Here is a 25498-nt window from a genome sequence, read left to right on the forward strand (position 1 = left end):
GTCAATTCGCTTTCTATGGTTTGTTTGCTTGAGAGAAATAGAAAAAGGAGAAGAGAATGAAAGCATACACAGAGCGTGTGTTTGGAAATGTTGAGGGACAAGATGTTTTGGCCTATCGATTTGAGACGAACGGTGGCTACCAGCTTGAGGTTATGACTTATGGCGCGACTATCTTGCGCTATGTCACACCTGATAAGGCTGGAAACTTTGCCAATGTTATTTTGGGATTTGATGATTTTGATAGCTATGTAGGCAATAGTCCCAAGCATGGAGCTAGCGTAGGTCCTGTGGCAGGCCGTATTGCAGGTGCGACCTTTGAGCTTAATGGCAAGAACTATGACCTTGAAGTCAACAATGCTAGCAACTGTAACCACAGTGGTTCAACTGGTTGGGATTCGAGCTTGTTTGAACTAGTTGAAGTGAGCGACCATGGCTTGATCCTCTACACAGAGCGTACGGATGGGACAGGAGGATTTCCTGGAAATCTCAAGATTTGGATCAGTTACCACTTAGAAGAGACTGGTGCCTATGAAATCAGCTACAAGGTAACGACCGATCAGGATACGCTGGTCAATCCAACTAATCACAGCTACTTCAACTTGTCTGGTGATTTCACGCAGACGATTGACCGTCATGTCTTCCAACTAAACACAGAGGGCATTTATCCAATCGCTCCCGACGGTGTTCCTGCCAAAACTCCAGATGCTAGTCGTGATGTGGTTAAACACATCTACAATGGTGCCTTGTTGAAGGATATCTTTGCAGAAGAAGATGAGCAAATCCAGCTGGTATCAGGTTTGGATCATCCATTTGCCCTTCCTGCAGGTCATGACAATGCTGGATTCCTTTATGACCAAAATTCAGGTCGCTTCCTGCTTTTCAAGACAGAGGCTCCTTGCTTTGTAGTCTACACAGCAAACTTTGTGGATGAGAGTGTCATCATAGGAGGTCAGCCAATGGTACAGCACAATGGGATTGCCCTTGAAGCGCAAGCTTTACCAGATGCCATTCACAGTGACCTCAAAGATCAAGTTATTCTCAAAGCCGGTCAAACCTTCACAAGTAAGACACGTTATGAGCTTGTTGTGAAATAAAAAAGCTGGGCAAAAAGTCTTTAAAATTAGAAACACACATATTATCAGATGCTGAATGAACTGCACCCCAAAAGTTAGACAGAAAAAATCTAACTTTTGGGGTGTTTTTATTATGAAATTAACTTATGATGATAAAGTTCAGATCTATGAACTTAGAAAACAAGGATATAGCTTAGAGAAGCTTTCAAATAAATTTGGGATAAATAATTCTAATATTAGGTACATGATTAAATTGATTGATTGTTACGGAATAGAGTTCGTCAAAAAAGGAAAAAATCGTTACTATTCTCCTGATTTAAAACAAGAAATGATTCATAAAGTCATACATGAAGGCTGGACTAAAGATAGAGTTTCTCTTGAATACGGCCTCCCAAGTCGTACGATACTTCTTAATTGGCTAGCACAATACAAGAAAAACGGGTATACTATTGTTGAGAAAACAAGAGGGAGAGTACCTAAAATGGGACGTAAGCCAAAAAAGAGACCTGAAGAGAGGACAGAATTAGAACGTCTTCAAGCAGAAAATGAGTACCTGAGAGAGCGGAGAATGCAATCCTAAAAAAGTTGAGAGAACTCCGATTGAAGGAGGAAAAAGAGAAAGAAGAAAGACAGAAATTGTTCAAGAATTAATGACTGAGTTTTCGTTAGATATTCTTCTAAAAGCCATTAAACTAGCTCGTTCGACCTACTACTATCACTTGAAACAGCTAGATAAACCAGATAAGGACCAAGAGCTTAAAGCTGAAATTCAATCCATTTTTATCGAACACAAGGAAAATTATGGTTATCGTCGGATTCATTTAGAACTAAGAAATCGTGGTTATCTGGTAAATCATAAAAGAGTTCAACGCTTGATGAAAGTACTCAATTTACAAGCTAAAATGCGACAGAAACGAAAATATTCTTCTCATAAAGGAGATGTTGGCAAGAAGGCAGAGAATCTCATTCAACGTAAATTTGAAGGCTCTAAAATAATGGAAAAGTGCTACACAGATGTGACAGAATTTGCCATTCCAGCAAGTACTCAAAAGCTTTACTTATCACCAGTTTTAGATGGCTTTAACAGCGAAATTATTGCTTTTAATCTTTCTTGTTCGCCTAATTTAGAACAAGTACGAACAATGTTGGAACAGGCATTCACAGAGAAGCACTATGAGAATACGATTCTCCATAGTGACCAAGGTTGGCAATATCAACACGATTCTTATCATCAGTTTCTAGAGGATAAGGGAATTCAAGCATCCATGTCACGTAAGGGGAACAGTCCAGACAATGGTATGATGGAGTCCTTCTTTGGGATTCTGAAATCGGAAATGTTTTACGGTTATGAGAAGTCATTTCAGTCGCTTAAGCAATTGGAACAAGCCATTGTAGACTATATTGATTACTACAACAATAAACGAATTAAGGTAAAACTAAAAGGACTTAGCCCTGTACAATACAGAACTAAATCCTTCGGATAAATTAATTGTCTAACTTTTTGGGGTCAGTACAGAAAACTTTGATAATATGCGTTTTATTATGGAAAAATTTACTTTATCTTATCCTGAACTGGCGTTATTGCTCCGCATCTCTTAAGTTGTCTGGCTTGACTTTCTTGATGGAAATTATATAATAGTTGTAACGAAAAGAATTACAATGAGAAAAGAGAACCATTTATGACCTATGAATACAAGAGTCACATTTATTTGGCAGAGGCAGTTTTAAATGTAAAGGATTTGGCAAGTCAAACAGCCTTTTATCAGCAAGTTATTGGTTTAGAAATCTTATCTCAAACTGAGACAGAGGTCATTCTGGGACTTGGAGGAAAAGCCTTGGTACACTTGATTCAAGCACAAGAGAGCGATGAAGTAAGGGAACATTATGGTCTTTACCATCTGGCTATTCTTTTGCCGACACGCAAGGCTTTGGCAGATGTCTTAAAACACCTGACAGATTTACAGATTTCTCTTGTCGGCGGTGCAGATCACGGTTACAGTGAGGCCCTTTACTTACAGGATTTGGAGGGAAATGGCATTGAACTCTATCGAGATAAGCCGGTTTCCACATGGGATATTCGAGAAGATGGACGCATTATCGGAGTGACGGAGGCTCTTGCGGCGCAGGACATTTATGAGTTGGGGGAAAGAGTAGAGCCCTTTATCCTGGCAGAAGGTACGAGAATGGGGCATATTCATCTTTCCGTCAAGGATAGTCGAAAGTACAGCCAGTTTTATCAAAAGGTGTTAGGGTTAGAGGATAAATTCAGTGTGCCTAGTGCTAGTTGGATTGCAGCTGGGGACTATCATCATCATTTGGCAGTCAACGAATGGGGAGGAAAAGATCTGGCTTCGCGTAAGCAAGGCTTGCCAGGCTTAGCCTATTATGTCATTGAGGTTGCGAGTAAGGAAGAACTGCTAACGATTGCGCAACGAACACAAGAAGTTGACGCACCAATCAAGTGGCTGACATCGAGCCAGTTGGAAATCACAGACCCAGATGGAATTGTGACTCGTATCCGTTTAGACAGGATATGATGACAATCAGAGTATCAATTGTAGGAAGTGCTCCTTATTCTAGTCAGATATGTAGAAAATTTGATATGATAGTAGAGAACAAGGAGAAGAAAACAATGACCAGTGAATACCAGAAAATGATAGCGGGAGAGGTTTACCGTCCATCGGATCCAGAATTGCGAGACTTGGCTCAGGCTTCTCGCCAAAAACAGTCTGCTTTTAACAAGGAAGAAGATCCCTTGAAGGGGGCGGAGATTGTCAAGACTTGGTTTGGTTCGACTGGGAAAAATCTCTATGTTAATCCACGCCTGGTGGTCGACTATGGAGTCAATATCCATCTAGGGGAAAATTTTTATTCTAATTGGAACTTGACCATGCTGGATGTCTGCCCCATTCGCATCGGTAACAATGCTATGATTGGTCCCAACTGTCAGTTCTTAACTCCCCTCCACCCACTAGATCCGCAGGAACGCAATTCAGGGGTCGAATACGGCAAGCCCATCACTATTGGAGATAATTTCTGGGCTGGAGGTGGTGTCATTGTCCTTCCGGGAGTGACACTGGGGAATAATGTTGTTGCTGGAGCAGGGGCCGTGATTACAAAGTCCTTTGGCGACAATGTTGTTTTAGCTGGCAATCCTGCGCGCGTGATTAAGGAAATACCTGTGAAATAAAGCGATTGAGCAAATAGTTTTTAAGATAAGAAAAAAGCATCATATCAACGTTTTTTAAACATTTGATATGATGTCTTTTATCATAAATCAGATTGACTTTTTCTTCTTACTATTGAGTGTTTACCTGGATTCTTTTTAGATTTTACGCAAGAAGTTCTATAAATTCTTTCTCTTCTTGGCATTCTTGGTCAGGGAAACCTGGTAAGTATCCTGTTCTTTAGTGAGATAATTGATGATTTGAAAATCGTCTGTTTGAGCCTTGAAATCCATTTCATAGACAGTGGTGACTTGTTCTCCATCATTGCTAGTATCAATCGAGATGAGGTCTAACTCAGTACAGAATTGTGATAGTCCAGATTGGATAGTTTGAAGTTGATTTTCTTGGTTCGCAATTGTGATGGTCAATAGCCTGCGACGTTGGTGATTGCTCTTGCTTTGTTGCTTCTCTAAAAGAAGCCATACCGCTAAGATAAAGACAGTGAAGAGAATAGCTAGAGCTAGGTAGCCTGTCCCTGCTGCTAGCCCGATAATCATGGCAAGGAAGATAGCAATTAGTTCCCGTGAACCACTGGTAGCTGAACGAAAACGAATGAGGCTAAAAGTTCCTGCAACGGCGATAGAGGTTCCTAGGCTGCCATTTACCAGAAAGATGACCAAGGTCATCAAGCAGGGGAGTAGGGTCAAACTGACAGCGAATTCTCGTGTATAGAGAGTACGGTGTTTGTAAGCCCAGGTCAGCGCCAAACCTAAAATCAGGCTGACCAAGAGAGCCAGAAAGAGCTGGATAGGATTTGCAGTGGCAGTTGTGTCGTTGAAGATAGAATTAAAAAGATTAGACATAAGTAGTACCTACACTTTCTGTGCTTGGTCGTGGGCTATAGTCCAGCCCTTGAGACTTGTGGTAGGCGCAGCTGTATTTTGAAAATTTCTGCTCTACCAGTCCATATTGGTCGAGAATATCTTGTAGCCATTGGGGTTTTCTACCTGGAGCTTTAATTTCCATGATGACAATGTCCTCGTTTAGTAGAGGGAAACCGTCCTTTCCTGAGAATAAACTGACATTATCATCACGATAGGTTAGATTTTGGTCAATGGTGATACGAATTTTATTGTAGGGAAAACCGATAATTTCTTTCTTTCTTTTCCTTGAGAGAAAAACGGTCATAGTATATATACATACGAGGGATAATGGCTTGCTGATATTCCTCTTGGAGTTGCTGGATTTTTTCAATCATCATTCGATCCTTGATACTGCTATCCAGCTGTCCCTTGGTCATAAACTGGGTGATAGACTGGGGAGTCGATAAGAGACGATGTTTTCGTCCGACACCAGCTCTGTCCTTAGATTTGATTTCTAAAAATACCTGACTATCAGGCTGGACTTGACTGAGATAGGTTCGCATCCGAATCTTTTCTTTGCGCTTAGTACCTTGGCCATCCTCCTGAATCATATCAAATTGCTCTGTATCAAAGTAGATGTTAGAAATGGTCGAAGTTGGATAATCATCCTCTACGAGGTATATTTTTAAGTCCTCTATTAAATTAGCCAAGTCACCCTTGGCAACGACATATTTGGTTTCGATTCGTTTAAAGCTTGTTTCAATTGGTTTCATAAATCCTGTCTCCTTTATCAAACTATTTTAGTACGCTATCTTATTAGCAGATAGGTGTGTCTGGGCAAGTTGAACTTGCTTGTGATTAGTCTATGGAATTTTCCTAAAACTTTTGTTAAAGATAACTTAACTGAAACTGAACTTAAGAAAATTTTCAGAAAAAGTTTAGATTTTTTTCAGACTTCCCCTGTAAACTAAGCTCAAGCTAAATGAAGGTGAGGAAAAAGTATGAAATCAAAAAAATGGACCCTAATCTTAACCAGTTTAACAGCTCTGACTTTGATGACAGCTTGTGGGCAGTCAACGACCAAGTCAAGTACAACTGCAGCGGCAGATACCACTGCTATTACAACTTTAACTAAAAACAGTCAATCTTCCTATTTTACTGAGAAGGACTATGATACTTCTTATGATGAAAGTACAGCTTCTAAGATTGAGTTATCTGGCTCATCAGCAAACGTCTCTGGATCAACAGTGACCATCACAAAATCTGGGACCTATGTGATTTCAGGTCAGTCTGACGGAGTGCAAATCAAGGTCGAGGCAGATAAGTCGGCAGATGTTCATCTAGTCCTAAAAGGTGCGACCATGACCAATACCAATGCAGCGATTTCAGCGACATCAGCTGGCCACGTCTACTTAACTCTAGCAGAGGGAACCACCAACAGTCTCTCTGACTCAAGCTCTAACAGCGACGAAAAAGCAGACGCAGCTCTCTTTTCTAAGGTGGATTTGACCATCAACGGGAAAGGAACTCTCAATGTAGATGGCAAGAAGAACAATGGTATCAAGGCCAACGACACCCTCCACATCACGGGTGGAACCTATAACATCATAGCAGTTGGCGATGCCTTTAATGTTAATGATGAACTCAATATCACTGGTACGACCATGACCATCGATGCCAAGGAAGATGGTGTCAAAGTTGACAATGATGAGGATATGACTGTCGGCAATATGTATTTGGCTAACAATACCATAACAGTCACAGCAGGAGATGACGGTATTCACGCTTCTGGTAACCTAGTGATTGACAGCGGTACTTACACCGTCAAGAATTCGACTGAAGGAATTGAAGGGAAAGCCATTACGATTAATGGTGGTGATATCAATGTCTACGCGACAGATGATGGGGTCAATGCAGCTAATAAAAATGCTCAGCAAAGCGATATTTACTTTACCATGACAGGTGGTAATCTAACTGTAGAAGTCGGTCAAGGGGACACAGATCCGATTGACTCAAATGGCAATATCACGGTCACAGGTGGAACCATTAAAATGATTGGTCAATCAGGCTTTGACTTTGATGGAACAGCGACCTATACAGGTGGAGATATCTATCTCAACGGCGAAAAACAAACTGATATTGTGAACTCTATGCCTGGAGGCGGTGGACCTGGTGAGGGACCTCAAGGCGGCGGTCCAGCCCCTGGCGGACAAGGATAAACAAAAAAGGATAGCATTGCTAAGAGCAATGTTATCCTTTTTGTATCGTAGATTCATATGTTGCGAGTGGTTTTATAATCGTAGCTTTCAAAGGCTAAATTGTTCAGTCACCCGTTTTTGTTTACTTGAATTTCTTGAATTTTAAGAAGGTATTGAGTAGTTTTCCCTTAAATGTTTTGTTTTGGTAGGCGATTGTGAGGGAATTGAAAAATTCAACTGCTAGGTGTTCTTGGTGACCGAGCTCCATCTAGCTTGGGGTTGCTTCTGGGGAAAAGACGCCTAATTTGATGCGGAGTCCACCTTTTTTCATCTTGAACTGATGCATACCATACATCTTGATATCAAGGCTTGTATCGGACATGAGAGTAGCAGTATCACCTGCCATAGAAATTTTTGTATCGACATCCGGAACGCCTGTTTTTTCAGTATCTAGACTGATAAAGATTTTTTGATAAGTTGGTTGACCGTACTCTCCAATCAACTCCTCACTTCCTGTCCACCGTGAACTCCAGCAAATACAAAATGTTCAGGGTGAATTTTAAAAGGAAGTGCTTGGTCACCCATTTTATTTAGTCCTTGGTTGAAGGCGAAGAAATCTCTCAAAGTAAATCCATCCACGTAAGCAGCTTGTAGGTTACGTCCCTTAACCGAATTCTTAGAAAGCCATGCCGCATTTGGTCTGATTCTGCTAGACGGTCAGCGTAGAGTTCGAGGATTTTTTGACTTCCAAGGGCTAATTTGGTTTCAATTAGGTCTTGAAAATTTCTTAGTCTGTTTCATATAAAAATGAGTAAAATGAATTCCCATTACCAAGGTCATTAGAGTTGCGATAGCAATGACGATGGTTGGATTAGCCGAGAAAAGTAGAGGGAAAATAGGCCTTTAAAAAGTGGACAGAAAAGACCATTTCGGAGTATAGAGAGGAAGTTCAAAAACATTTTTAGAAATAAGACATGTGCATTATAAACATCAGATACGAATCTGGTGCTTTATTTTTTAAAGAATTTCAACTTTTTTCTTGACAAGTGAGTAAACACTCACTATAATAGGTCTATATTCAGTAAGTGAGTAAACACTCACCTAGGAGGAAGCATATGAAAAAATTGCTACATTTACAAGATTTGGATAAGTCTTTTTGTCGTCAAATGGTTTTGAATCATGTCAGCTTTGAATTGCAGCCGGGAGAAATTATAGGCTTAATAGGTCCGTCTGGTGCTGGTAAATCGACTATGATTAAGACTATGTTAGGGATGGAAAAAGCTGACGGAGGGGTTGCTTTGGTATTGGATCATACTATGCCCAATCGTCATATTTTAGGAGATATTGGTTATATGGCCCAGTCAGATGCCTTATATGAGGCTTTGTCAGGTCAAGAAAATCTGGAATTTTTTGGTCAGCTAAAAGGGCTATCCAAAAGAGATCTGACAGCTGAAATTGCCCATGTGGCTCAAGTTGTGGATCTGGCAGAGCATTTGAATAAAACGGTATCCGGTTATTCTGGAGGAATGAAGCGACGCTTGTCTTTAGCCATCGCGCTTCTGGGGAATCCTCAGCTCTTGATTTTGGACGAACCGACAGTTGGAATCGACCCTTCTCTTCGGAAGAAAATCTGGAAAGAATTATTCGCGCTTAGAGACAATGGGGTTGGGATATTAGTTACTACCCATGTTATGGATGAAGCAGAGTTAACGGATAAGGTCGGCTTATTATTAGGTGGAAAAATCATTGCTTTTGATACACCGCAACACTTAAAAGAAAGTTATCAAGTTTCAAGTATTGAAGAAGTATTTTTGAAAGCAGAAGGAGAGTAAGATGAGAACCATTGCTATTGCTAAAAAAGTTATCAAAGAATTGCTTCGTGACAAACGAACCTTGGCTATGATGTTTGTAGCGCCGGTATTTATTATGTGGCTGATGAACCTCATGTTTTCAGCTAGTACAACCGTGAATGTCAAGTTAGCGACACAAGATCTACCAACTGGTTTGATAACGAAAATGGATGAGCTTGATCATGTGGACATCGAGACTTATCAAGACTTAGATCAGGCCAAAGAAGCGCTAGCAAATGAAAAAGTCGATGCTGTGATTTCTTATAAAGACGGTGAGTATCAGGTCGACTACGCAAATACAGATGCCTCCAAGACATCTATGATACGACAAGTGTTACGAACAAGTATCGCCAGTGAAGGCACCGATCAGTTACTATCTCGTATCAAACAAGATCTTCCACAATTGAAATTAGATGCAAAGGCGCCTGAAATCAAAGAATCTTACCAATATGGAGATAAAAATACTGGATTCTTTGCACGTATGATTCCAATTTTAATTGGCTTTGTGGTCTTCTTCTTTGTCTTTTTGATTTCTGGTATGGCACTTTTGAAAGAGCGCACAAGTGGAACCTTGGATCGCTTGTTAGCAACCCCAGTGAAACGTTCTGAAATTGTCTATGGCTATATGTTGTCTTACGGTATTATTGCGATTTTTCAAACGGCAGTTGTCGTCTTAGCAGCAATTTGGCTACTAGATGTAGAAGTTGTAGGAAATATTTTAAATGTTATAATAGTTAATGTGGTACTGGCTCTTGTAGCACTAGCTTTTGGAATTCTCTTGTCTACTCTAGCAAAATCAGAATTCCAAATGATGCAATTTATTCCTCTCGTGATTATGCCTCAACTCTTTTTCTCAGGGATTATTCCATTGTCATCCATGGGAGCATGGGCTCCAACTGTGGGGAAATTTTTGCCATTAACCTATTCTGGTGATGCAATAAGCCAGATTATTCTTTACGGACACAATCTTGGTGATATTTTGCCAAATCTTGGTGTTTTAATGATTTTCTTGATCATTTTAACAATTCTCAATATTGTTGGATTGCGTCGTTATCGTAAAGTTTAGAAATCAACATAAATAATGCTAAAAAGGTGTGAAGATTAGATGGATAAGACTGTTTTTGAATCGTTTGAAGATTACTTAGAAGAAGCGAATTACCCTCAAGGAAAGAAAAAAATCATGCAGGCAGCAGTGGATCTCATATCAACTAGGAGTTACCATGGGACCTCAACTCTTCACATAGCTGAGCGTGCTGGACTAAGCCAGGCAACTTTGTTTAAGTATTTTAAGACGAAGGATGATCTACTGACGGCTATTTTACATCCTGTAGTCCCAGGCATTTTCGGTAGTTTTGTTGAGGAACTCTTAGCTTTTGAAACGACAGAAGAGAGGGTTCGTTATCTCGTCCACGATCGTATGAGCTATCTCAAAAAAAATCGTGCTTTGATGAAAATCATTCTGCAGGAGAGTTTTTCAAATAAGAAACTAAAAAATGAACAGATTTTTATCTGGAATGCTATTCAAGATAAACTTCGAGTGCTTCATAAAGAATTGCTAGCAGATCCACGTGTAAATCCAGAGTTAACGATTCCTCAAATGGTTCGTATTTGTGTTGGTCCATTGTTGGCTTACTTCGCTCAACTTTATATCGTTAGCGACAACGGAGAAATAAAGGAAGAGGACCTAGACTTATTAGAAAAACAGATTTTAGGTGGTTTGTGGAAATAAGGGAGTTCTAGAAGAGCTAAGATTTATTTACTTGACTTTCAAACAAGCTAAAAAAGACATGTTCTGCTTATTTCAGATTCATGTCTTTTTTGTTGTTGGATTTTGTATTCTTCATAAGTCCTCAATCGCTTTGCCAAAACAGAAACCGACTTCTCCAGCGGTGCAACGATTTCTCAAGTGTATGGAAGAGGAGATTTCTGGCTTGCTAAAGAGAATTCCTTGACACTCTGTCAGCTTTTGATACAATAGTACAAAATTAGAGGAGGTAGGTTATGATTCAGAAACACGCGATTCCTATTTTAGAGTTTGATGACAATCCTCAGGCGGTCATCATGCCTGATCACGAGGGGCTGGACTTGCACTTGCCCAAGAAGTGTGTCTATGCTTTTTTAGGTGAGGAGATTGACCGTTATGCGAGGGAAGTAGGGGCGAACTGTGTCGGCGAATTCGTTTCTGCCACCAAGACCTATCCAGTCTATGTCGTGAACTATAAGGGCGAGGAAATTTGTCTGGCTCAGGCTCCTGTTGGTTCAGCTCCAGCAGCCCAGTTTATGGATTGGTTGATTGGATATGGTGTGGAGCAGATTATTTCCGCTGGAACCTGTGGTGTGCTGACTGATATAGAAGAAAATGCCTTTCTAGTCCCTGTTCGGGCTCTGCGAGATGAAGGAGCCAGTTATCACTATGTGGCCCCTTCTCGTTATATGGAAATTCAGCCAGAGGCTATTGCTGCTATTGAGCGAGTTTTGGAAGTCAGAGGGATTCCCTATGAAGAAGTCATGACCTGGTCCACAGATGGTTTTTACCGAGAAACGGCTGAAAAGGTGGCTTATCGCAAGGAGGAAGGCTGTGCTGTTGTGGAGATGGAGTGTTCTGCACTTGCGGCAGTAGCTCAATTGCGTGAGGTCCTTTGGGGAGAGCTGTTATTTACAGCAGATTCTCTAGCTGACTTGGACCAGTACGATAGTCGTGACTGGGGTTCAGAAGCTTTCGAAAAGGCCTTGGAACTCTGCCTTGAGATAGCCTCTCAGATCTAGCTACTCTCCTTCTTTTTATGGTACAATGGATGTATGTTATTCAAATTATTTGTGAAAAAACTTGAAAGGGTCTTTGGCGGACTTTCGCCTGCTCGTCGCATTTTTTTAAGTTTCGCTGGAGTTATTTTTATAGGCTCTTTCCTTTTGAGTTTGCCTTTTGTCCAGGCAAGTGGTTCGCAGGCTACTTATTTTGACCATCTTTTTACGACGGTGTCCATGGTCTGTGTGACCGGCCTTTTTACGCAACCAGTGGCTACAACCTATAATGTTTGGGGTCAGTTGATTTGTATGCTCTTGATCCAGATTGGTGGTCTGGGGCTTATGACCTTTATCGGGGTCTTTTATATTCAGGGGAAGCAAAAGCTCAGTCTTCGCAGTCGTGAAACCATTCAGGAGAGTTTTAGTTACGGGGAGACTCGGTCACTGAAGGCCTTTATGCGGTCCATCTTTTTGACGACTTTTCTGGTGGAGGGCTTGGGGGCCTTCCTACTAAGTTTCCGTTTTGTTCCTGAGTTTGGTTGGGGACGAGGCATTTTCACCTCTATCTTTTTAGCCATTTCAGCCTTTTGTAATGCTGGTTTTGATAATTTCGGCAGTAACAGTTTAGTGGCTTTTCAGACGGATACCTTGATCAGTCTGGTCATTGCTGGCTTGATTATCACAGGTGGTCTTGGCTTTATGGTCTGGTTTGACTTGGCAACCCAGTTTGACAAGAAGAAAAAACGCCGTCTGCGTTTCCACACTAAACTAGTCCTCTTCTTGACAGCAGGGATCTTGCTGTTTGGGACAGTATCCACACTCTTTACAGAGTGGCATAATCCTGGAACCATTGGCAATCTTAGTGTTCCAGAGAAAGTGCTGGTTAGCTTTTTCCAAACCGTCAGCATGAGAACGGCTGGTTTTGCCTCTATTGACTACACCCAAGCTCGGCCTGTGACCCTGTTTATCTATATCCTACAGATGTTTCTGGGTGGGGCGCCTGGAGGAACGGCTGGGGGGCTCAAGATTACGACCTTCTTTGTCTTGTTGGTCTTTGCTCGTAGTGAGTTGCTGGGCTTGCCTCATGCCAATGTTGCGCAGAGAACCATTGAAGCTCGAACAGTCCAAAAATCCTTTAGTGTCTTCATTATCTTTTTGATGACCTTCTTGTTGGGCTTGATGTTGCTGGGAATTACGGCAGAAGGAACGCCGCGTTTTATCTACCTCATGTTTGAGACCATTTCCGCCCTTGCGACAGTTGGGGTAACGGCAAATTTGACACCAGAATTGGGCAAGCTAGCCCTCAGCATTGTCATGTTGCTCATGTTTATCGGCCGTATCGGTCCCTTGACCTTGCTGGTTAGTCTAGCGGATTACCAGCCGGATAAGAAAGATTTGATTCAGTATATGAAAGCAGATATTAGTATTGGATAAGAAAGGAAGAACGATGTCAGATCGTACTATTGGAATTTTAGGCTTGGGGATTTTTGGGAGTAGTGTCCTGACAGCCCTCGCCAAGCAAGATATGAATATCATTGCCATTGACGACCACGCTGAGCGAATCAATCAATTTGAGCCTGTTTTGGCGCGTGGAGTTGTTGGCGATATCACAGATGAGGAACTCCTCAGAACTGCAGGAATTGATACCTGTGATACGGTTGTAGTGGCAACAGGGGAAAATCTAGAGTCGAGTGTGCTTGCAGTCATGCATTGTAAGAGTCTAGGGGTACCAAGGGTTATTGCCAAGGTCAAAAGCCAGACAGCTAAGAAGGTGCTAGAAAAAATCGGTGCTGACTCGGTGATTTCACCTGAGTATGAAATGGGGCAGTCTCTAGCGCAGACCATTCTCTTTCATAACAATGTTGATGTCTTTCAGCTGGATAAAAATGTGTCTATCGTGGAGATGAAGATTCCTAGTGTCTGGGCAGGTCAAAGCCTGAGCCAGCTAGATCTACGTGGCAAATACAACCTCAATGTCCTAGGATTTCGTGAACAAGAAAATTCACCGCTAGATGTCCAGTTTGGTCCCAATGATCTCTTGAGGGCAGATGCCTATATCTTGGCGGTCATTAACAACCAATATCTAGATGATTTGGCAGAGTTAAATTCCTAAGGAGGGAAATTCCCTCTTTTTTAATGTTCAAGATAGGAAATAGAGAGACCTGTATTCCAATTGAGACTAGAACCTCTTGCATTCTAGTAAAAGTCCTTCAAAAACTGGACTTTATGGTAAAATAGAAAGAAGTGACAAGAGAGTAAGAAAAAATCAGTCCCCTAAAGGAGTAGATTATGAAGTTATTGTCTATCGCCATTCCTAGCTATAATGCCGCAGCCTATCTTCATTACTGCGTGGAGTCGCTAGTGATTGGTGGTGAGCAAGTTGAGATTTTGATTATCAATGATGGGTCTCAGGACCCGACTCAGGAAATCGCTGAGCGTTTAGCCAGCAAGTATCCTAACATCGTTAGAGCTATCTATCAGGAAAATAAGGGCCATGGGGGTGCCGTCAATTGCGGCTTAGCGGAGGCTTCTGGTCGTTATTTTAAAGTAGTTGATAGTGATGACTGGGTAGATCCTCGTGCCTATTTAAAAATTCTTGAAACCTTGCAGGAACTAGAGAGTGAGGGGCAGGAAGTTGATGCCTTTGTGACCAATTTTGTCTATGAAAAGGAAGGTCAGTCTCGTAAGAAGAGTATGAGTTATGAGTCAGTCTTGCCTGTCCAACAGATTTTTGGCTGGGATCAGGTCGGAAATTTCTCAAAAGGCCAGTATATCATGATGCACTCGCTGATTTACCGGACAGATTTGTTGCGAGCGAGCCAGTTCCAACTGCCTGAGCATACTTTTTATGTCGATAATCTCTTTGTCTTTACCCCCCTTCAGCAGGTCAAGACTATGTACTATCTGCCTGTCGATTTCTATCGTTATTTAATTGGGCGTGAGGACCAGTCTGTCAATGAGCAAGTGATGATTAAGCGCATTGACCAGCAACTCAAGGTTAATCGTCTTTTAGTAGACCAGCTTGATTTGTCCCAAGTGAGTCATCCAAAAATGCGAGAATATCTGTTGAATCATATTGAAATTACGACGGTGATTTCCAGTGCCTTGCTCAATCGAGCGGGCACAGCAGAGCATCTGGCCAAAAAACGGGAGCTGTGGACCTATATTCAGCAGGAAAATCCAGAGGTCTTTCAGGCTATTCGGAAGACCATGTTGAGCCGTTTGACCAAACATTCAGTCTTGCCAGCCCGCAAACTTTCCAATGTCGTTTATCAAATCACCAAGTCTGTTTATGGATTTAATTAATATAAGTATTTTATAAGAGGGATTTAAGAAAAATTTTAACTTTTTCTTAATCCTTTTTAATTTTAGGAGATTATACTAGAGTCATCAAATAAAGAAAAACTCTAAGGAGAATCCTATGAAATTCAATCCAAATCAAAGATATACTCGTTGGTCTATTCGCCGTCTCAGTGTCGGTGTTGCCTCAGTTGTTGTAGCCAGTGGCGTCTTTGTCCTAGTTGGTCAGCCAAGTTCTGTACGTGCCGATGTGGTCAATCCGACCCCTGCTCAAGTTGTGCCAGACGCTGCTTCGGTGAGTGAAAAGAGTTACTTACCAGTAGAACTTCTCAAAGAAGCAGTTGATACAGCTCTCCCTTCAGAACAGGTAGACTCAACACCTAAAGCAAGCTTGGATGCTACAAGCTCTCCAGAAAAAGTGAATGTAGCTGATAAAGACCAAGTGGTAGCGCCAAAAGAAGAAGTGCAAGCAAAACCAGAATCTAAGAAAGAAACAGAAGATGCGGTTAAACCTGCAACAAATCCTGCTCCTACAGTTTCTGGACAAGACCGTGAAGTAAATGAAGCTCAACCAGCAACCACCCCAGCTGAAGTTCAAAAAGGCGTAGCTGACAATACTAAAGACACAGTGGATGTTCCAGCCTCTTACTTGGACAAAGCTAACTTCCCAGGGCCATTCACAGCTGGTGTCAACCAAGTTATTCCTTACGAGTTCTTCGCTGGTGATGGTATGTTGACTCGTCTGATTTTGAAAGCCTCAGACAAGGCTCCATGGTCAGACAATGGTTCAGCAAAAAATCCTGCCCTTCCACCAGTAGAAAACTTGGGCAAAGGCCTCTACTTCTACGAAGTGGATTTGGCAGGAACTCAAGGTAAATCTGATAAAGAGCTTCTAGACCTCTTGAAACAAAACGGAACTCAAAGTTATAAAGCTACTATTAAAGTGTACGGTGCTAAAGATGGCAAGGCAGATTTGAGTAATCTCGTAGCAACAAAAGATTTGGATGTCAATTTGAATGGCTTAACCACCCCAGCTGAAGTGCAAAAAGGTGTAGCCGACAATACCAAAGATACGGTAGATGTTCCAGCTACATACTTGGAAAAGGCTAACTTCCCAGGCCCATTCACAGCCGGCGTCAATCAAGTCATTCCATACGAATTCTTCGCTGGTGATAGTATGTTGACTCGTCTGATTTTGAAAGCCTCAGACAAGGCTCCATGGTCAGACAATGGTTCAGCTAAAAACCCCGCTCTTCCACCAGTTGAGAAATTGGGGAAAGGTCTCTACTTCTACGAAGTGGATTTGGCCGGTACTCAAGGTAAATCTGACAAAGAGCTGCTTGACCTTTTAAAACAAAACGGTACTCAAAGCTATAAAGCAACTATCAAGGTTTATGGTGCGAAGGACGGCAAGGCAGATTTGAGTAATCTCGTAGCAACAAAAGAATTGGATGTCAACTTGAACGGCTTGACTACTCCAGCTGAAGTGCAAAAAGGCGTAGCCGACAACACTAAAGACACAGTAGATGTTCCAGCTACATACTTGGACAAAGCCAACTTCCCAGGCCCATTCACAGCTGGTGTCAACCAAGTCATTCCATACGAATTCTTCGCTGGTGACGGTATGTTGACTCGTCTGATTTTGAAAGCCTCCGACAAGGCTCCATGGTCAGATAACGGTTCAGCAAAAAATCCAGCTCTTCCACCAGTAGAAAAATTGGGCAAAGGTCTTTACTTCTATGAAGTAGACTTGGCAGGAACTCAAGGTAAATCAGACAAAGATTTATTAGACCTCTTGAAACAAAACGGCACTCAAAGTTATAAAGCTACTATCAAAGTGTACGGTGCGAAAGACGGCAAGGCAGACTTGAGCAACCTTGTAGCGACTAAGGATTTGGATGTCAACTTGAACGGCTTAACTACCCCAGCTGAAGTCCAAAAAGGCGTAGCCGACAATACTAAAGACACAGTGGATGTTCCAGCCTCTTACTTGGACAAAGCCAATTTCCCAGGCCCATTCACAGCTGGTGTCAACCAAGTTATTCCTTACGAGTTCTTCGCCGGTGACGGTATGTTAACTCGTCTTATCTTGAAAGCTTCTGACAAGGCCCCATGGTCAGACAACGGCTCAGCTAAAAATCCAGCTCTTCCACCAGTAGAAAAATTGGGCAAAGGACTTTACTTCTATGAAGTGGATTTGGCCGGTACCCAAGGTAAATCTGATAAAGAGCTTCTAGACCTCTTGAAACAAAATGGTACACAAAGTTATAAAGCCACTATCAAAGTGTACGGTGCGAAGGACGGCAAGGCCGATTTGAGCAATCTCGTAGCGACTAAGGATTTGACAGTGAACTTGAATGGCCAACAGTCTCTGATTCCGATGCAGTCAGGTTTCGTCCCATCTTCTAATGGTTCAGCTATGCCGGCTCCAATGATGAATAGTCATCAAGATGCATCTAATATGAACGCTCAAATGCCTAGTGCCAATCAAGATGAGATGAAATCCCAAATGCCAGCTGCTAGTCAGGATAAGATGATGCCTAACAAAGAGCAGGACAAAACCATGAATGATAGCCAGCCTATGGCAACACCAGGCATGAAACAAGCTCAAGCTCAAGCTCCAGCAGCCTCAAGCAAAATGTCTGATGAAGGCAAGATGGCATCTACTAACAAGGTATTAAGTCCAATGATGGCTGATCAAATGAAAGACCAAAAAGACATGCTTCCATATACTGGTGAAGCCCAAACATCAATGGCTACTCTTGGATTCTTTGGACTCGCCTTGGCCGGACTTCTAGGTGGACTCGGTTTGAAAGCTAAAAAAGAGGAAAATGACTAGTCTAGTTACAGACTTTCTATCTAGGATTTGAAAAATCCAGATATCGATTAGAATGTTCGTAAAGAGATAAAAATAGTGTTATACTATTGTGGTATAGCACTGTTTTTTTTCAAAGGAGAGACAGATGGGAAAGACAATTTTACTCGTTGACGACGAGGTAGAAATCACAGATATTCATCAACGCTATCTGGTTCAGGCAGGATATCAGGTTTTGGTGGCCCATGATGGAGTAGAGGCCTTAGAAATATTCAAGCGAAAACCAATTGATTTGATTATTACAGATATCATGATGCCTCGGATGGATGGTTATGATTTGATTAGTGAGGTTCAGTATCAATCTCCAGATCAGCCTTTTCTCTTTATCACGGCTAAGACCAGCGAGCAGGACAAGATTTATGGCCTGAGCTTAGGGGCAGATGACTTTATTGCCAAGCCCTTTAGTCCACGTGAGCTGGTTTTGCGTGTCCACAATATCTTACGTCGCCTTCACCGTGGAGGTGAGACAGAGGTCGTCAGTCTCGGGGACTTACGGATGAATCACGGTAGCCATGAGGTCCAAGTTGGAGATGTGGCGCTTGATTTGACCGTCAAATCCTTCGAACTTCTATGGCTTTTAGTTAGTAATCCAGAACGGGTTTTCTCTAAGACAGACCTCTATGAAAAGGTCTGGCAAGAAGACTATGTGGATGATACCAATACCTTGAATGTTCATATTCATGCTCTTCGACAGGAGTTGGCTAAACATGCTAGTGCAGAAACACCGACCATCAAAACCGTCTGGGGCTTGGGCTACAAAATTGAGAAAGCACGAGGTAGTCAATGAAATTAAAAAGTTATATTTTAGTGGGGTATGTCATTTCAACACTCCTAACGATTATCGTGGTTTTTTGGGCCATCCAGCGAATGCTAATTGAAGAAAGAGAAATTTATTTCCTAGTGGGTATGACTCTCGTGGCTAGTTTTATCGGTGCTGGGATTAGTCTCTTTCTCCTATCGCCGGTCTTTACTTCATTGGGCAAACTCAAGGAACATGCCAAGCGGGTAGCGGATAAGGACTTTCCATCAAATCTGGAGGTTCAAGGCCCTGTAGAATTTCAACAATTAGGCCAAGCTTTCAATGAAATGTCCCATGATTTGCAGGCCACCTTTGATTCCTTGGAAGAAAGCGAACGAGAAAAGGGCTTGATGATTGCTCAACTTTCGCATGATATCAAGACCCCTATCACGTCAATCCAAGCGACGGTAGAAGGGATTTTGGATGGGGTTATCAAGGAAGGAGAACAGGACCATTATCTAGCAACCATTGGACGCCAGACTGAAAGACTCAATAAACTGGTTGAGGAGTTGAATTTTTTGACCCTAAACACAGCTAGAAATCAGGTCGAAACGACCAGTAAGGACAGTATTTTTCTGGACCAGCTCTTGATTGAGTGCATGAGTGAATTTCAGTTCTTGATTGAGCAGGAGGAACGAGATGTGCATTTGCAGGTAATCCCAGAGTCTGCCCGGATTGAAGGAGATTATGCCAAACTTTCTCGTATCTTGGTGAATCTGGTCAATAACGCTTTTAAATACTCGGCTCCAGGAACCAAGTTGGAAGTGGTGGCTAAGCTGGAAAATAACCAGCTTTCAATCAGTGTGACTGATGAGGGACAGGGCATTGCTCCAGAGGATTTGGAGAATATTTTCAAACGTCTTTATCGTGTAGAAACTTCTCGTAACATGAAAACGGGTGGCCATGGCTTAGGACTTGCGATTGCGCGTGAATTGGCCCATCAATTGGGTGGAGAAATCACAGTCAGCAGCCAGTACGGCCTCGGAAGCACCTTTACCCTCCTTCTTAACCTAAAATAAAGCCTAGTAAGTGGTAAGAGTTTTTAGATTGAATCAAATTTTCCTGTGAGGGAGAACAGAAATGTTCTCTCTCTTTTTTATTTGCTGAGAAATGGGGGATTTGATATGGAACGAGTAGGACGTCAGGAATTACTAGAACAATTATTAAATTATGAACCATTAGGATTTATTGATCCATTCTCAGATCTTGGGGAGTTTGATTCTCTCCAGAAGAAATTTAAACAGCCTGTTAAAGAGCTAGTGAATCGATATTCAGGGCAATCTTACAGTTTGGACTGGCAACATAAAATTATGGAAATGCGTAAGTTGTTTATTGCTTATCAGATAGCGTTAAATGAAGAAGATAAGCAGATTAACTTTCAGCGAAGAACAAGAAGCGAAGAGTCTAAAGAACATGCTAATGCTATTGTCACAACCTATTTGAAGCTGGGATTTAGTTTTAAAGAGATTGAGAAGCGTGTTTCTTTATCTTACAAACAACTTCGTAGAGGCTGGAGAAGAAGTGATCACATCATGACAAATAGTCCTGAATTTTATAGCAAGGGGAACTTATCTGAAGGTTACTGTTTACCAAGTAAAAAGCTACCTGATAGTATGAGAATCAATGAGGAAGGGATATGAGAATCCTAAAAACCATGAAAAAGATTGATTTATTAAAATGCTTATCCATCATCACAAAAGACGGATTAAGAACTCAAAAATTTAAGAATAGCCATTTACAGCTCATCTCTTCAGCTGAAGAAGGAAGACGAGGCTCTGTATTTGCTTATCGTTCAAAAGCGAATATGGTGAAGGCACGTGGTGTTGTTTTAACCTCTGTTGAATCATTGCTGGAGAACCAGGATCAGTTTACACACTGGACTCCTAACGTATATTGCTACGGAAGCTATAGTGATGCTGGTCGACGGATTACATGCGGGCACTCTGAAGATAATCTTAGACAGATTAACACATTTTACATTGACTTCGATATTACCTCTGCAGCTGAAGAAATGACGACAGGAGATATTTTAACCGCTTCTCTGGAGCTAGGTTTTATGCCAACGTTGATTCTAAAATCTGATAAGGGATTTCAAGCCTATTTTGTCCTCTCAGAATCAGCTTATGTTACAGCTCATTCCCAATTTCGAGTGGTAAAGGTGGCTAAAGCTATCTCTCAAAATTTGAGAAATTACTTTGCTCAAACTTTACCAGTAGATATGACTTGTAACCATTTTGGGATTGCTCGTATTCCTCGAACCGATAATGTCGAATTCTTTGAACCTGACTATACCTATTCATTCCAGGAGTGGTTAGATTGGTCAATGAAGCAATCAGAACTTCCTTTCCCAAGTAAAAAGCCCAATTTGACGGTTATTTCGGGCTCTGAAGGGGTGAAACAGATTGATGAGCCTTGGTATCAATTGTTGATGAGAGAGGGGAATATCAAAGGTGGAAAAGCCTTGATGGGAAGAAACAACGTTCTTTTCACGCTGGCTTTAGCCAACTTCTCTTCAGGAATCGATCAGGAAGAATGTGAGGAAGTTCTTTCTAGTTTTAATGCAAATCTAGACGAACCACTCTCTTCAGTTGAATATCATAAGATTATCACAAGCGCCTACTCAGGAAAATATGAAGCTGCTAGTCGTGACTATGTAATGACTTTATGTAAAGCATGGGTCAATCAGGAACTCAAGGCTTCAGATCTCTTTGTGAAGCAACGTTGGTACAAGTTTAAGAAGAAACGTGCTGACAGAAAGAATAGTCATTATTCCGAGTGGGAAGACGATATTATGTTTTACATCACAGAGAGAACGAATCAAGATCAAACTATTTTAAAAGTGACACAAAAAGACTTACAGATTGCTCTTGGAATTGCCAGTTCTAGCTTAAAAATCGTTCTACGTAGACTGGTAGAGAAGCATAAAATTTTTTTACAAGTTAAAAAAGGGCGAGGAGGGGGATTAATATTAGCCTCTATTCGAATGATAATCTTAACGGCTATGCAAAAGAAACAAGATGCTAAAAAGGCCTATTTAGATACCCTTACGCATCTTTTGAAGATACCTAGAAAGATTATCAACCAAACTATTTATCATGTACAGGAGGGCTTAAAACATGTCGTACAAGGAGAATTATTTGAGGAGGATGTGGGATAAAAGTAGGAAAAAATTTAATAGCCAGACTGCCATTACATTATATCTATGATACTGGAGGGAAAAGAATGAATAAAAAAGAGTGTCGTCGATGGACACAAGAAGAAATAGACTATGTAAGAATGTTTGCAGAAGATCCTGACGGCGACAATTGTATTACCGTAGCGATGTATCTAGGAAGAACTGCATCTGCAGTTAGAGGGAAAGTTCATCAATTGAGAAAAGAGGGAACTCAAACTAAACTATTGGATAAATGGTCCGACTGGGAAATTAATGCTTTAAAAAGAATGAGTGGGAAAATGACTGTGAAAGAACAAGCTAGGTTACTTGGTCGTTCTTATCATTCTGTGTGTCATAAAAGGAGTGATTTAGGGCTACCTAATGTGCCTACTCAGTATGGGAAAGAGATTAGAAAGTTGGCGCATCAAGGTTTATTTAGGAAAGAAATTGCAAGGAAATTGAGATTGAACTACTCTTCGCTTTGTCATTATATTACACGTGAGGGAATTCCTTGTGTGGTGGATGAAGAGGGGCGTTTACAAGGTATAACAGACAAGATAAAGTATCATAATCAATTGATGTCTTGGGCATTTTATAAGGAGGGTAAAAATGGATAAATGGCTAATCTTCAGTTTTTATAATGGTGATTTTATTCGTCACGATGATGTGATAGTAGTATTTGAAACAAAAGGTCTAGCTCGTCAATTTTTAGATCATTATCAGAAGCCCAAACAAAAAGAGACGGCGACTAACTATAAATACTACGATGCACCATTTCGATTTGTGAAGGAGGGGGATTATGGAGTGTTGTAAAATTATTCGAGGTTATTATTTGACTGGATTAGGACAGGAAGAATTGGCTTATTATTTCAAGGTGACGGAGGAACAATTTGAGGATTTAAATTTAAAAGTTGGCGATATTATGATAACTTTTTATCAGAATCAGGAAGTAATAACGAGTATTCCTGCTTTAGTAAGAGTAGCGTCATTGATAACTGATAAAACAATTGTAACTCAATATCTGAATTCTGAAAAAATAGATGGTTTTCCAATGTTGCCAATTGTTGAGAAGTATAAAAATTTTGATCCGATAGTTTTTAAACATATTATGGAAATGTATCAAAATATGAAAGAAGAAATCACACAGTTGAAATTAAAATAAAAAAATAAAGGATAGAAAAATGGAATTAATTTTTAGAATTTTTGAAGCAATATTATATAGTTTTGTAATGACACTCCTAGCATGGCTTTTAATTTATCCAATCTGTTACATACAACTTCAATCATCTTCAAAGAAAAATAAAGTCAGGTTGTTTCCAGCTTCAGTTGCGGGTGTAATTTTATTCTTGTCTGTTGCTCCTAAACGAGTCACAATCCTATCCGTAGAAGAGAGAAAACAACTTAAAAAGAATATAAAAAAGTAATAAAATTAGGCAGTTTAGAACAATATATTTTACAGAAATTAGGAGAAAAGTTGATGTTTATAAGTGTGTTTTAGTGTGTGTATGATGTGGGAGGGGGCAATTTGTAAGTATGTAAAAGTAGGCGAAGCCGAGAAAATTGGGGACACTAGAAACGTTGATACTATCAACTTATCACAGGATGTGGTAACAGTTTCCCTTATGCTCTTTTATTAGGTATAGGAGAGGAAAAAGGTAGGCAATTTGCCTAGTCAAAATATGGTCAAATTTCCCCCTGCTTCACTCTATAAAAATTAATTTGGAAAATGGTGTGTTTATGGATAATTGGAAAACGATGTTAGAAGTTGCGAAAGAGTTGGGGATTACAAAAAGTTTAGTTAGATATCACCGTCAAAAATTGGAGGATATTGATATCAAAAAACAAGGTGGTGTAACATACATTTCCCCTCAGGGTGTTATGAAAATAAAGAGCTTTTTACGGTCAACGGATTACGATGAAAGCTTTGAAACAATAGTTAAAAATCAACTCAGTTTGATTCAAGAATTATTAATGAGTCGGACAGAGTTGTATAGAGAAAATACTAGAGATACTATTGAACAATTTCGAGAATTTTTAATTCGTTCACCAGATAGTTTAAAAGTTTTACATGAATTGGAGGAACGGTCAAAAGGAACGCCAGAGAATGAGTTTTATTTCGTACTTGCAGATTATATTGAATTGAAAAGTAAGAGGCATTATGATTTTTTGGTGGAGTAGAAAGGATGGATAATAAATGACTAACGGAAAACGAAGTGAGTTAAAAATTCGTGGATTAACTCAACTGGAAATTGATTATTTAAAATCACTTGCTAAAAAGAAAAAAGCAAAATCTTTTAATGAGTTTTTACTTCAAATTTTGCGTGAAAAAATTGAATTTGGGAGATTCAATAGAGCTCAAGAATTATATGTAGCTCATTTGGAAAATATGAAATTAGCTTCAGACCATATTCAAAACCAAGTTCAAAAACAAACAGAACAATTAGATAGTTTCAACGAAAAGATCGATTGTTATGGCGATCATATTTCACGTTGGCTAGAGTATGAAGGGGAGGTAGAATGTGATGACTAAAGATTTACTTATTCGCAATATACCAGAAGATATGTTTATTCAGCTACATATGATGAAAAAGGAACAAAATTTTCCTTCTTTCAATGCGTTTATGTTAGCTCAGCTGGAAAAAATTTGTCAATTAGATGGCTTGAATTTATATGACAATGCCTTTTCTAAGAGTTTGACTGAAATTAAGGAACAGCAGAACAAAATTTTAGAGTTATTAATAAAAAATGAGATAACTATTTTGGGAGTTAGTGGGAAACAAGAAATAGTCGAAGAGCTGACAGTTAGCTGGTTAAATCGTGTTATGAAGGAGTGATTTTAGGCTAAAAGTTTGGTATAATAAAGCAAGTAAAACAGGAATAAAGGAGATCATCTATGATGAAACAGAAATTGATGCTTATTTTAGGAGTTCTTGGCCTCTGTATTGCTATCTTAACAGCTTGTTCAGGTGGTAAAACTTCAAAAAATGTAGACGGCACACCTAGCACCCTAAAAAGTCGTTATTTGGGGTATTATCGATCTGATACAGATAATGCAACATTTTTTGATGAAACAACTAATGAGTTTGATTTTGATGTGAATAAGAGTACGATTTCAGACGGAACTGAAATTGAATCTCATATCAAAACATATCAAGTATTGTCTGAGGACGAGCTAGCTTCTAACTTTAAAGGTCAAGCTGAAAAAAATAAGGGAGAGATAAAAAATACAGATACTGCTGTTTTCTATATTGGTTTGATAAGTGATGATAGAAATGGCAATAAAGATGGTAAAATTTCAGCAGATGAGCAACGTTCGGTATATCAAATTATTTTGAGTAATAACGGCAATAGTATTAAAATTCTTTCGTTGGGTGATGGTTGGGATCAGTTTGCTTTTACCGGAACAGCTAAAGACTAGTATTTTAAAGGAGCTTACTCGCTCCTTTTTTTGTTTGTCCCTTTAATACAAGATAT

At 40.3% G+C, this 25498-nt stretch carries 26 protein-coding genes and 2 pseudogenes; 25 read left to right on the top strand and 3 right to left on the bottom strand.

Features of this window, described 5'->3' with window-relative positions; translation table 11 throughout:
- Positions 1 to 56 precede the first annotated feature (56 nt).
- From ACLV7W_RS00380 to ACLV7W_RS00395, 4 genes and pseudogenes are all read left to right on the top strand, one after another.
- Positions 57 to 1094, top strand: coding sequence for an aldose epimerase family protein (locus tag ACLV7W_RS00380; protein WP_125443491.1), 1038 nt, complete (start codon positions 57 to 59; stop codon positions 1092 to 1094).
- Between the two features lie 112 nt (positions 1095 to 1206).
- Positions 1207 to 2557 (top strand): annotated as a pseudogene (locus tag ACLV7W_RS00385) (IS3 family transposase).
- A 195-nt stretch (positions 2558 to 2752) separates the two neighbouring features.
- The gene (locus ACLV7W_RS00390) at positions 2753 to 3610 is read left to right on the top strand and encodes a VOC family protein (RefSeq protein WP_411865237.1); all 858 of its coding nucleotides are present in this window, start codon (positions 2753 to 2755) and stop codon (positions 3608 to 3610) included.
- Between the two features lie 95 nt (positions 3611 to 3705).
- A complete protein-coding gene (locus ACLV7W_RS00395; protein WP_084925997.1) occupies positions 3706 to 4263 on the top strand; it encodes a sugar O-acetyltransferase in 558 nt (185 codons plus the stop codon).
- Between the two features lie 156 nt (positions 4264 to 4419).
- Here ACLV7W_RS00395 and ACLV7W_RS00400 read toward each other — a convergent pair whose 3' ends face one another.
- Entirely contained in the window at positions 4420 to 5103 is a 684-nt protein-coding gene (locus tag ACLV7W_RS00400) for a DUF4956 domain-containing protein (RefSeq protein ID WP_084887348.1), read from the bottom strand.
- Positions 5096 to 5876 (bottom strand): annotated as a pseudogene (locus ACLV7W_RS00405) (polyphosphate polymerase domain-containing protein). Before ACLV7W_RS00405 ends, ACLV7W_RS00400 begins: the two are co-directional and overlap by 8 nt.
- 228 nt (positions 5877 to 6104) lie before the next feature.
- Between ACLV7W_RS00405 and ACLV7W_RS00410 the strand changes: the two are divergent.
- Positions 6105 to 7322, top strand: coding sequence for a carbohydrate-binding domain-containing protein (locus tag ACLV7W_RS00410; RefSeq protein ID WP_411865238.1), 1218 nt, complete (start codon positions 6105 to 6107; stop codon positions 7320 to 7322).
- A 247-nt stretch (positions 7323 to 7569) separates the two neighbouring features.
- Here the strand turns inward: ACLV7W_RS00410 and ACLV7W_RS00415 are convergent, their stop codons facing one another.
- Positions 7570 to 7803 carry a hypothetical protein gene (locus tag ACLV7W_RS00415; RefSeq protein WP_049487693.1) on the bottom strand — a complete coding sequence of 78 codons (234 nt, stop codon included), beginning with the start codon at positions 7801 to 7803 and terminating at the stop codon, positions 7570 to 7572.
- A gap of 613 nt (positions 7804 to 8416) precedes the next feature.
- Here ACLV7W_RS00415 and ACLV7W_RS00420 point away from each other — a divergent pair.
- The 20 genes from ACLV7W_RS00420 (at position 8417) to ACLV7W_RS00515 (ending at position 25442) form a co-directional block, all read left to right on the top strand.
- Entirely contained in the window at positions 8417 to 9133 is a 717-nt protein-coding gene (locus tag ACLV7W_RS00420) for an ABC transporter ATP-binding protein (RefSeq protein WP_000734673.1), read from the top strand.
- 1 nt (position 9134) lies between these two features.
- Positions 9135 to 10217: an ABC transporter permease gene (locus ACLV7W_RS00425; protein ID WP_136937408.1), complete on the top strand. Its 1083-nt coding sequence runs from the start codon at positions 9135 to 9137 to the stop codon at positions 10215 to 10217.
- 39 nt (positions 10218 to 10256) lie between these two features.
- Positions 10257 to 10880, top strand: coding sequence for a TetR/AcrR family transcriptional regulator (locus ACLV7W_RS00430; RefSeq protein ID WP_000361928.1), 624 nt, complete (start codon positions 10257 to 10259; stop codon positions 10878 to 10880).
- 272 nt (positions 10881 to 11152) lie between these two features.
- Positions 11153 to 11917: a nucleoside phosphorylase gene (locus ACLV7W_RS00435; RefSeq protein WP_411865239.1), complete on the top strand. Its 765-nt coding sequence runs from the start codon at positions 11153 to 11155 to the stop codon at positions 11915 to 11917.
- Between the two features lie 33 nt (positions 11918 to 11950).
- Complete coding sequence (locus ACLV7W_RS00440) at positions 11951 to 13330, top strand: TrkH family potassium uptake protein (RefSeq protein ID WP_261051708.1); 1380 nt, start codon at positions 11951 to 11953, stop codon at positions 13328 to 13330.
- Between the two features lie 13 nt (positions 13331 to 13343).
- The gene (locus ACLV7W_RS00445) at positions 13344 to 14009 is read left to right on the top strand and encodes a potassium channel family protein (RefSeq protein ID WP_001283910.1); all 666 of its coding nucleotides are present in this window, start codon (positions 13344 to 13346) and stop codon (positions 14007 to 14009) included.
- Positions 14010 to 14185: 176 nt separating this feature from the next.
- Positions 14186 to 15202 carry a glycosyltransferase family 2 protein gene (locus ACLV7W_RS00450; protein WP_411865240.1) on the top strand — a complete coding sequence of 339 codons (1017 nt, stop codon included), beginning with the start codon at positions 14186 to 14188 and terminating at the stop codon, positions 15200 to 15202.
- 115 nt (positions 15203 to 15317) lie between these two features.
- Positions 15318 to 18035, top strand: a complete 2718-nt coding sequence (locus ACLV7W_RS00455) for an SSURE domain-containing protein (RefSeq protein ID WP_411865241.1) — start codon at positions 15318 to 15320, stop codon at positions 18033 to 18035.
- Between the two features lie 124 nt (positions 18036 to 18159).
- Positions 18160 to 18858, top strand: a complete 699-nt coding sequence (locus tag ACLV7W_RS00460) for a response regulator transcription factor (RefSeq protein WP_004269678.1) — start codon at positions 18160 to 18162, stop codon at positions 18856 to 18858.
- Positions 18855 to 19889 (top strand): sensor histidine kinase, encoded by a 1035-nt coding sequence (locus tag ACLV7W_RS00465; RefSeq protein WP_411865242.1) that lies wholly within the window; start codon positions 18855 to 18857, stop codon positions 19887 to 19889. Before ACLV7W_RS00460 ends, ACLV7W_RS00465 begins: the two co-directional genes overlap by 4 nt.
- A 105-nt stretch (positions 19890 to 19994) precedes the next feature.
- Positions 19995 to 20510: a modification methylase Sau96I gene (locus ACLV7W_RS00470; RefSeq protein WP_411865243.1), complete on the top strand. Its 516-nt coding sequence runs from the start codon at positions 19995 to 19997 to the stop codon at positions 20508 to 20510.
- A gap of 14 nt (positions 20511 to 20524) precedes the next feature.
- On the top strand, positions 20525 to 22027 hold the full coding sequence (locus tag ACLV7W_RS00475; RefSeq protein WP_411865928.1) for a primase C-terminal domain-containing protein: 1503 nt from the start codon (positions 20525 to 20527) through the stop codon (positions 22025 to 22027).
- Positions 22028 to 22092: 65 nt separating this feature from the next.
- A complete protein-coding gene (locus ACLV7W_RS00480) occupies positions 22093 to 22641 on the top strand; it encodes a hypothetical protein (RefSeq protein ID WP_411865244.1) in 549 nt (182 codons plus the stop codon).
- Positions 22634 to 22837, top strand: coding sequence for a hypothetical protein (locus ACLV7W_RS00485; protein ID WP_038804259.1), 204 nt, complete (start codon positions 22634 to 22636; stop codon positions 22835 to 22837). The genes ACLV7W_RS00480 and ACLV7W_RS00485 overlap by 8 nt, the downstream gene beginning before the upstream one ends.
- Entirely contained in the window at positions 22824 to 23186 is a 363-nt protein-coding gene (locus ACLV7W_RS00490) for a hypothetical protein (protein ID WP_038804258.1), read from the top strand. Before ACLV7W_RS00485 ends, ACLV7W_RS00490 begins: the two co-directional genes overlap by 14 nt.
- Before the next feature lie 19 nt (positions 23187 to 23205).
- Complete coding sequence (locus ACLV7W_RS00495; protein WP_411865245.1) at positions 23206 to 23448, top strand: hypothetical protein; 243 nt, start codon at positions 23206 to 23208, stop codon at positions 23446 to 23448.
- Between the two features lie 313 nt (positions 23449 to 23761).
- Entirely contained in the window at positions 23762 to 24202 is a 441-nt protein-coding gene (locus ACLV7W_RS00500) for a hypothetical protein (RefSeq protein WP_007520128.1), read from the top strand.
- 16 nt (positions 24203 to 24218) lie between these two features.
- Positions 24219 to 24554: a hypothetical protein gene (locus tag ACLV7W_RS00505; RefSeq protein WP_261064580.1), complete on the top strand. Its 336-nt coding sequence runs from the start codon at positions 24219 to 24221 to the stop codon at positions 24552 to 24554.
- Entirely contained in the window at positions 24547 to 24858 is a 312-nt protein-coding gene (locus tag ACLV7W_RS00510; RefSeq protein ID WP_038804255.1) for a hypothetical protein, read from the top strand. Before ACLV7W_RS00505 ends, ACLV7W_RS00510 begins: the two co-directional genes overlap by 8 nt.
- A 59-nt stretch (positions 24859 to 24917) precedes the next feature.
- Positions 24918 to 25442: a hypothetical protein gene (locus tag ACLV7W_RS00515; RefSeq protein WP_411865246.1), complete on the top strand. Its 525-nt coding sequence runs from the start codon at positions 24918 to 24920 to the stop codon at positions 25440 to 25442.
- Positions 25443 to 25498 lie beyond the last annotated feature (56 nt).

It is taken from the genome of Streptococcus mitis (assembly GCF_965111735.1).
GTDB classification, from domain to species: Bacteria; Bacillota; Bacilli; order Lactobacillales; family Streptococcaceae; genus Streptococcus; species Streptococcus mitis_DR.

Coding starts and splice junctions, on each gene's coding strand:
- ACLV7W_RS00425 (WP_136937408.1), top strand. CDS start 9,135: ATGAGAACCATTGCTATTGCTAAAAAAGTTATCAAAGAATTGCTTCGT.
- ACLV7W_RS00380 (WP_125443491.1), top strand. CDS start 57: ATGAAAGCATACACAGAGCGTGTGTTTGGAAATGTTGAGGGACAAGAT.
- ACLV7W_RS00470 (WP_411865243.1), top strand. CDS start 19,995: ATGGAACGAGTAGGACGTCAGGAATTACTAGAACAATTATTAAATTAT.
- ACLV7W_RS00500 (WP_007520128.1), top strand. CDS start 23,762: ATGGATAATTGGAAAACGATGTTAGAAGTTGCGAAAGAGTTGGGGATT.
- ACLV7W_RS00515 (WP_411865246.1), top strand. CDS start 24,918: ATGATGAAACAGAAATTGATGCTTATTTTAGGAGTTCTTGGCCTCTGT.
- ACLV7W_RS00445 (WP_001283910.1), top strand. CDS start 13,344: ATGTCAGATCGTACTATTGGAATTTTAGGCTTGGGGATTTTTGGGAGT.
- ACLV7W_RS00430 (WP_000361928.1), top strand. CDS start 10,257: ATGGATAAGACTGTTTTTGAATCGTTTGAAGATTACTTAGAAGAAGCG.
- ACLV7W_RS00410 (WP_411865238.1), top strand. CDS start 6,105: ATGAAATCAAAAAAATGGACCCTAATCTTAACCAGTTTAACAGCTCTG.
- ACLV7W_RS00440 (WP_261051708.1), top strand. CDS start 11,951: ATGTTATTCAAATTATTTGTGAAAAAACTTGAAAGGGTCTTTGGCGGA.
- ACLV7W_RS00495 (WP_411865245.1), top strand. CDS start 23,206: ATGGAATTAATTTTTAGAATTTTTGAAGCAATATTATATAGTTTTGTA.
- ACLV7W_RS00395 (WP_084925997.1), top strand. CDS start 3,706: ATGACCAGTGAATACCAGAAAATGATAGCGGGAGAGGTTTACCGTCCA.
- ACLV7W_RS00455 (WP_411865241.1), top strand. CDS start 15,318: ATGAAATTCAATCCAAATCAAAGATATACTCGTTGGTCTATTCGCCGT.
- ACLV7W_RS00420 (WP_000734673.1), top strand. CDS start 8,417: ATGAAAAAATTGCTACATTTACAAGATTTGGATAAGTCTTTTTGTCGT.
- ACLV7W_RS00485 (WP_038804259.1), top strand. CDS start 22,634: ATGGATAAATGGCTAATCTTCAGTTTTTATAATGGTGATTTTATTCGT.
- ACLV7W_RS00390 (WP_411865237.1), top strand. CDS start 2,753: ATGACCTATGAATACAAGAGTCACATTTATTTGGCAGAGGCAGTTTTA.
- ACLV7W_RS00480 (WP_411865244.1), top strand. CDS start 22,093: ATGAATAAAAAAGAGTGTCGTCGATGGACACAAGAAGAAATAGACTAT.
- ACLV7W_RS00475 (WP_411865928.1), top strand. CDS start 20,525: ATGAAAAAGATTGATTTATTAAAATGCTTATCCATCATCACAAAAGAC.
- ACLV7W_RS00400 (WP_084887348.1), bottom strand. CDS start 5,103: ATGTCTAATCTTTTTAATTCTATCTTCAACGACACAACTGCCACTGCA.
- ACLV7W_RS00505 (WP_261064580.1), top strand. CDS start 24,219: ATGACTAACGGAAAACGAAGTGAGTTAAAAATTCGTGGATTAACTCAA.
- ACLV7W_RS00460 (WP_004269678.1), top strand. CDS start 18,160: ATGGGAAAGACAATTTTACTCGTTGACGACGAGGTAGAAATCACAGAT.
- ACLV7W_RS00465 (WP_411865242.1), top strand. CDS start 18,855: ATGAAATTAAAAAGTTATATTTTAGTGGGGTATGTCATTTCAACACTC.
- ACLV7W_RS00450 (WP_411865240.1), top strand. CDS start 14,186: ATGAAGTTATTGTCTATCGCCATTCCTAGCTATAATGCCGCAGCCTAT.
- ACLV7W_RS00510 (WP_038804255.1), top strand. CDS start 24,547: ATGACTAAAGATTTACTTATTCGCAATATACCAGAAGATATGTTTATT.
- ACLV7W_RS00490 (WP_038804258.1), top strand. CDS start 22,824: ATGGAGTGTTGTAAAATTATTCGAGGTTATTATTTGACTGGATTAGGA.
- ACLV7W_RS00435 (WP_411865239.1), top strand. CDS start 11,153: ATGATTCAGAAACACGCGATTCCTATTTTAGAGTTTGATGACAATCCT.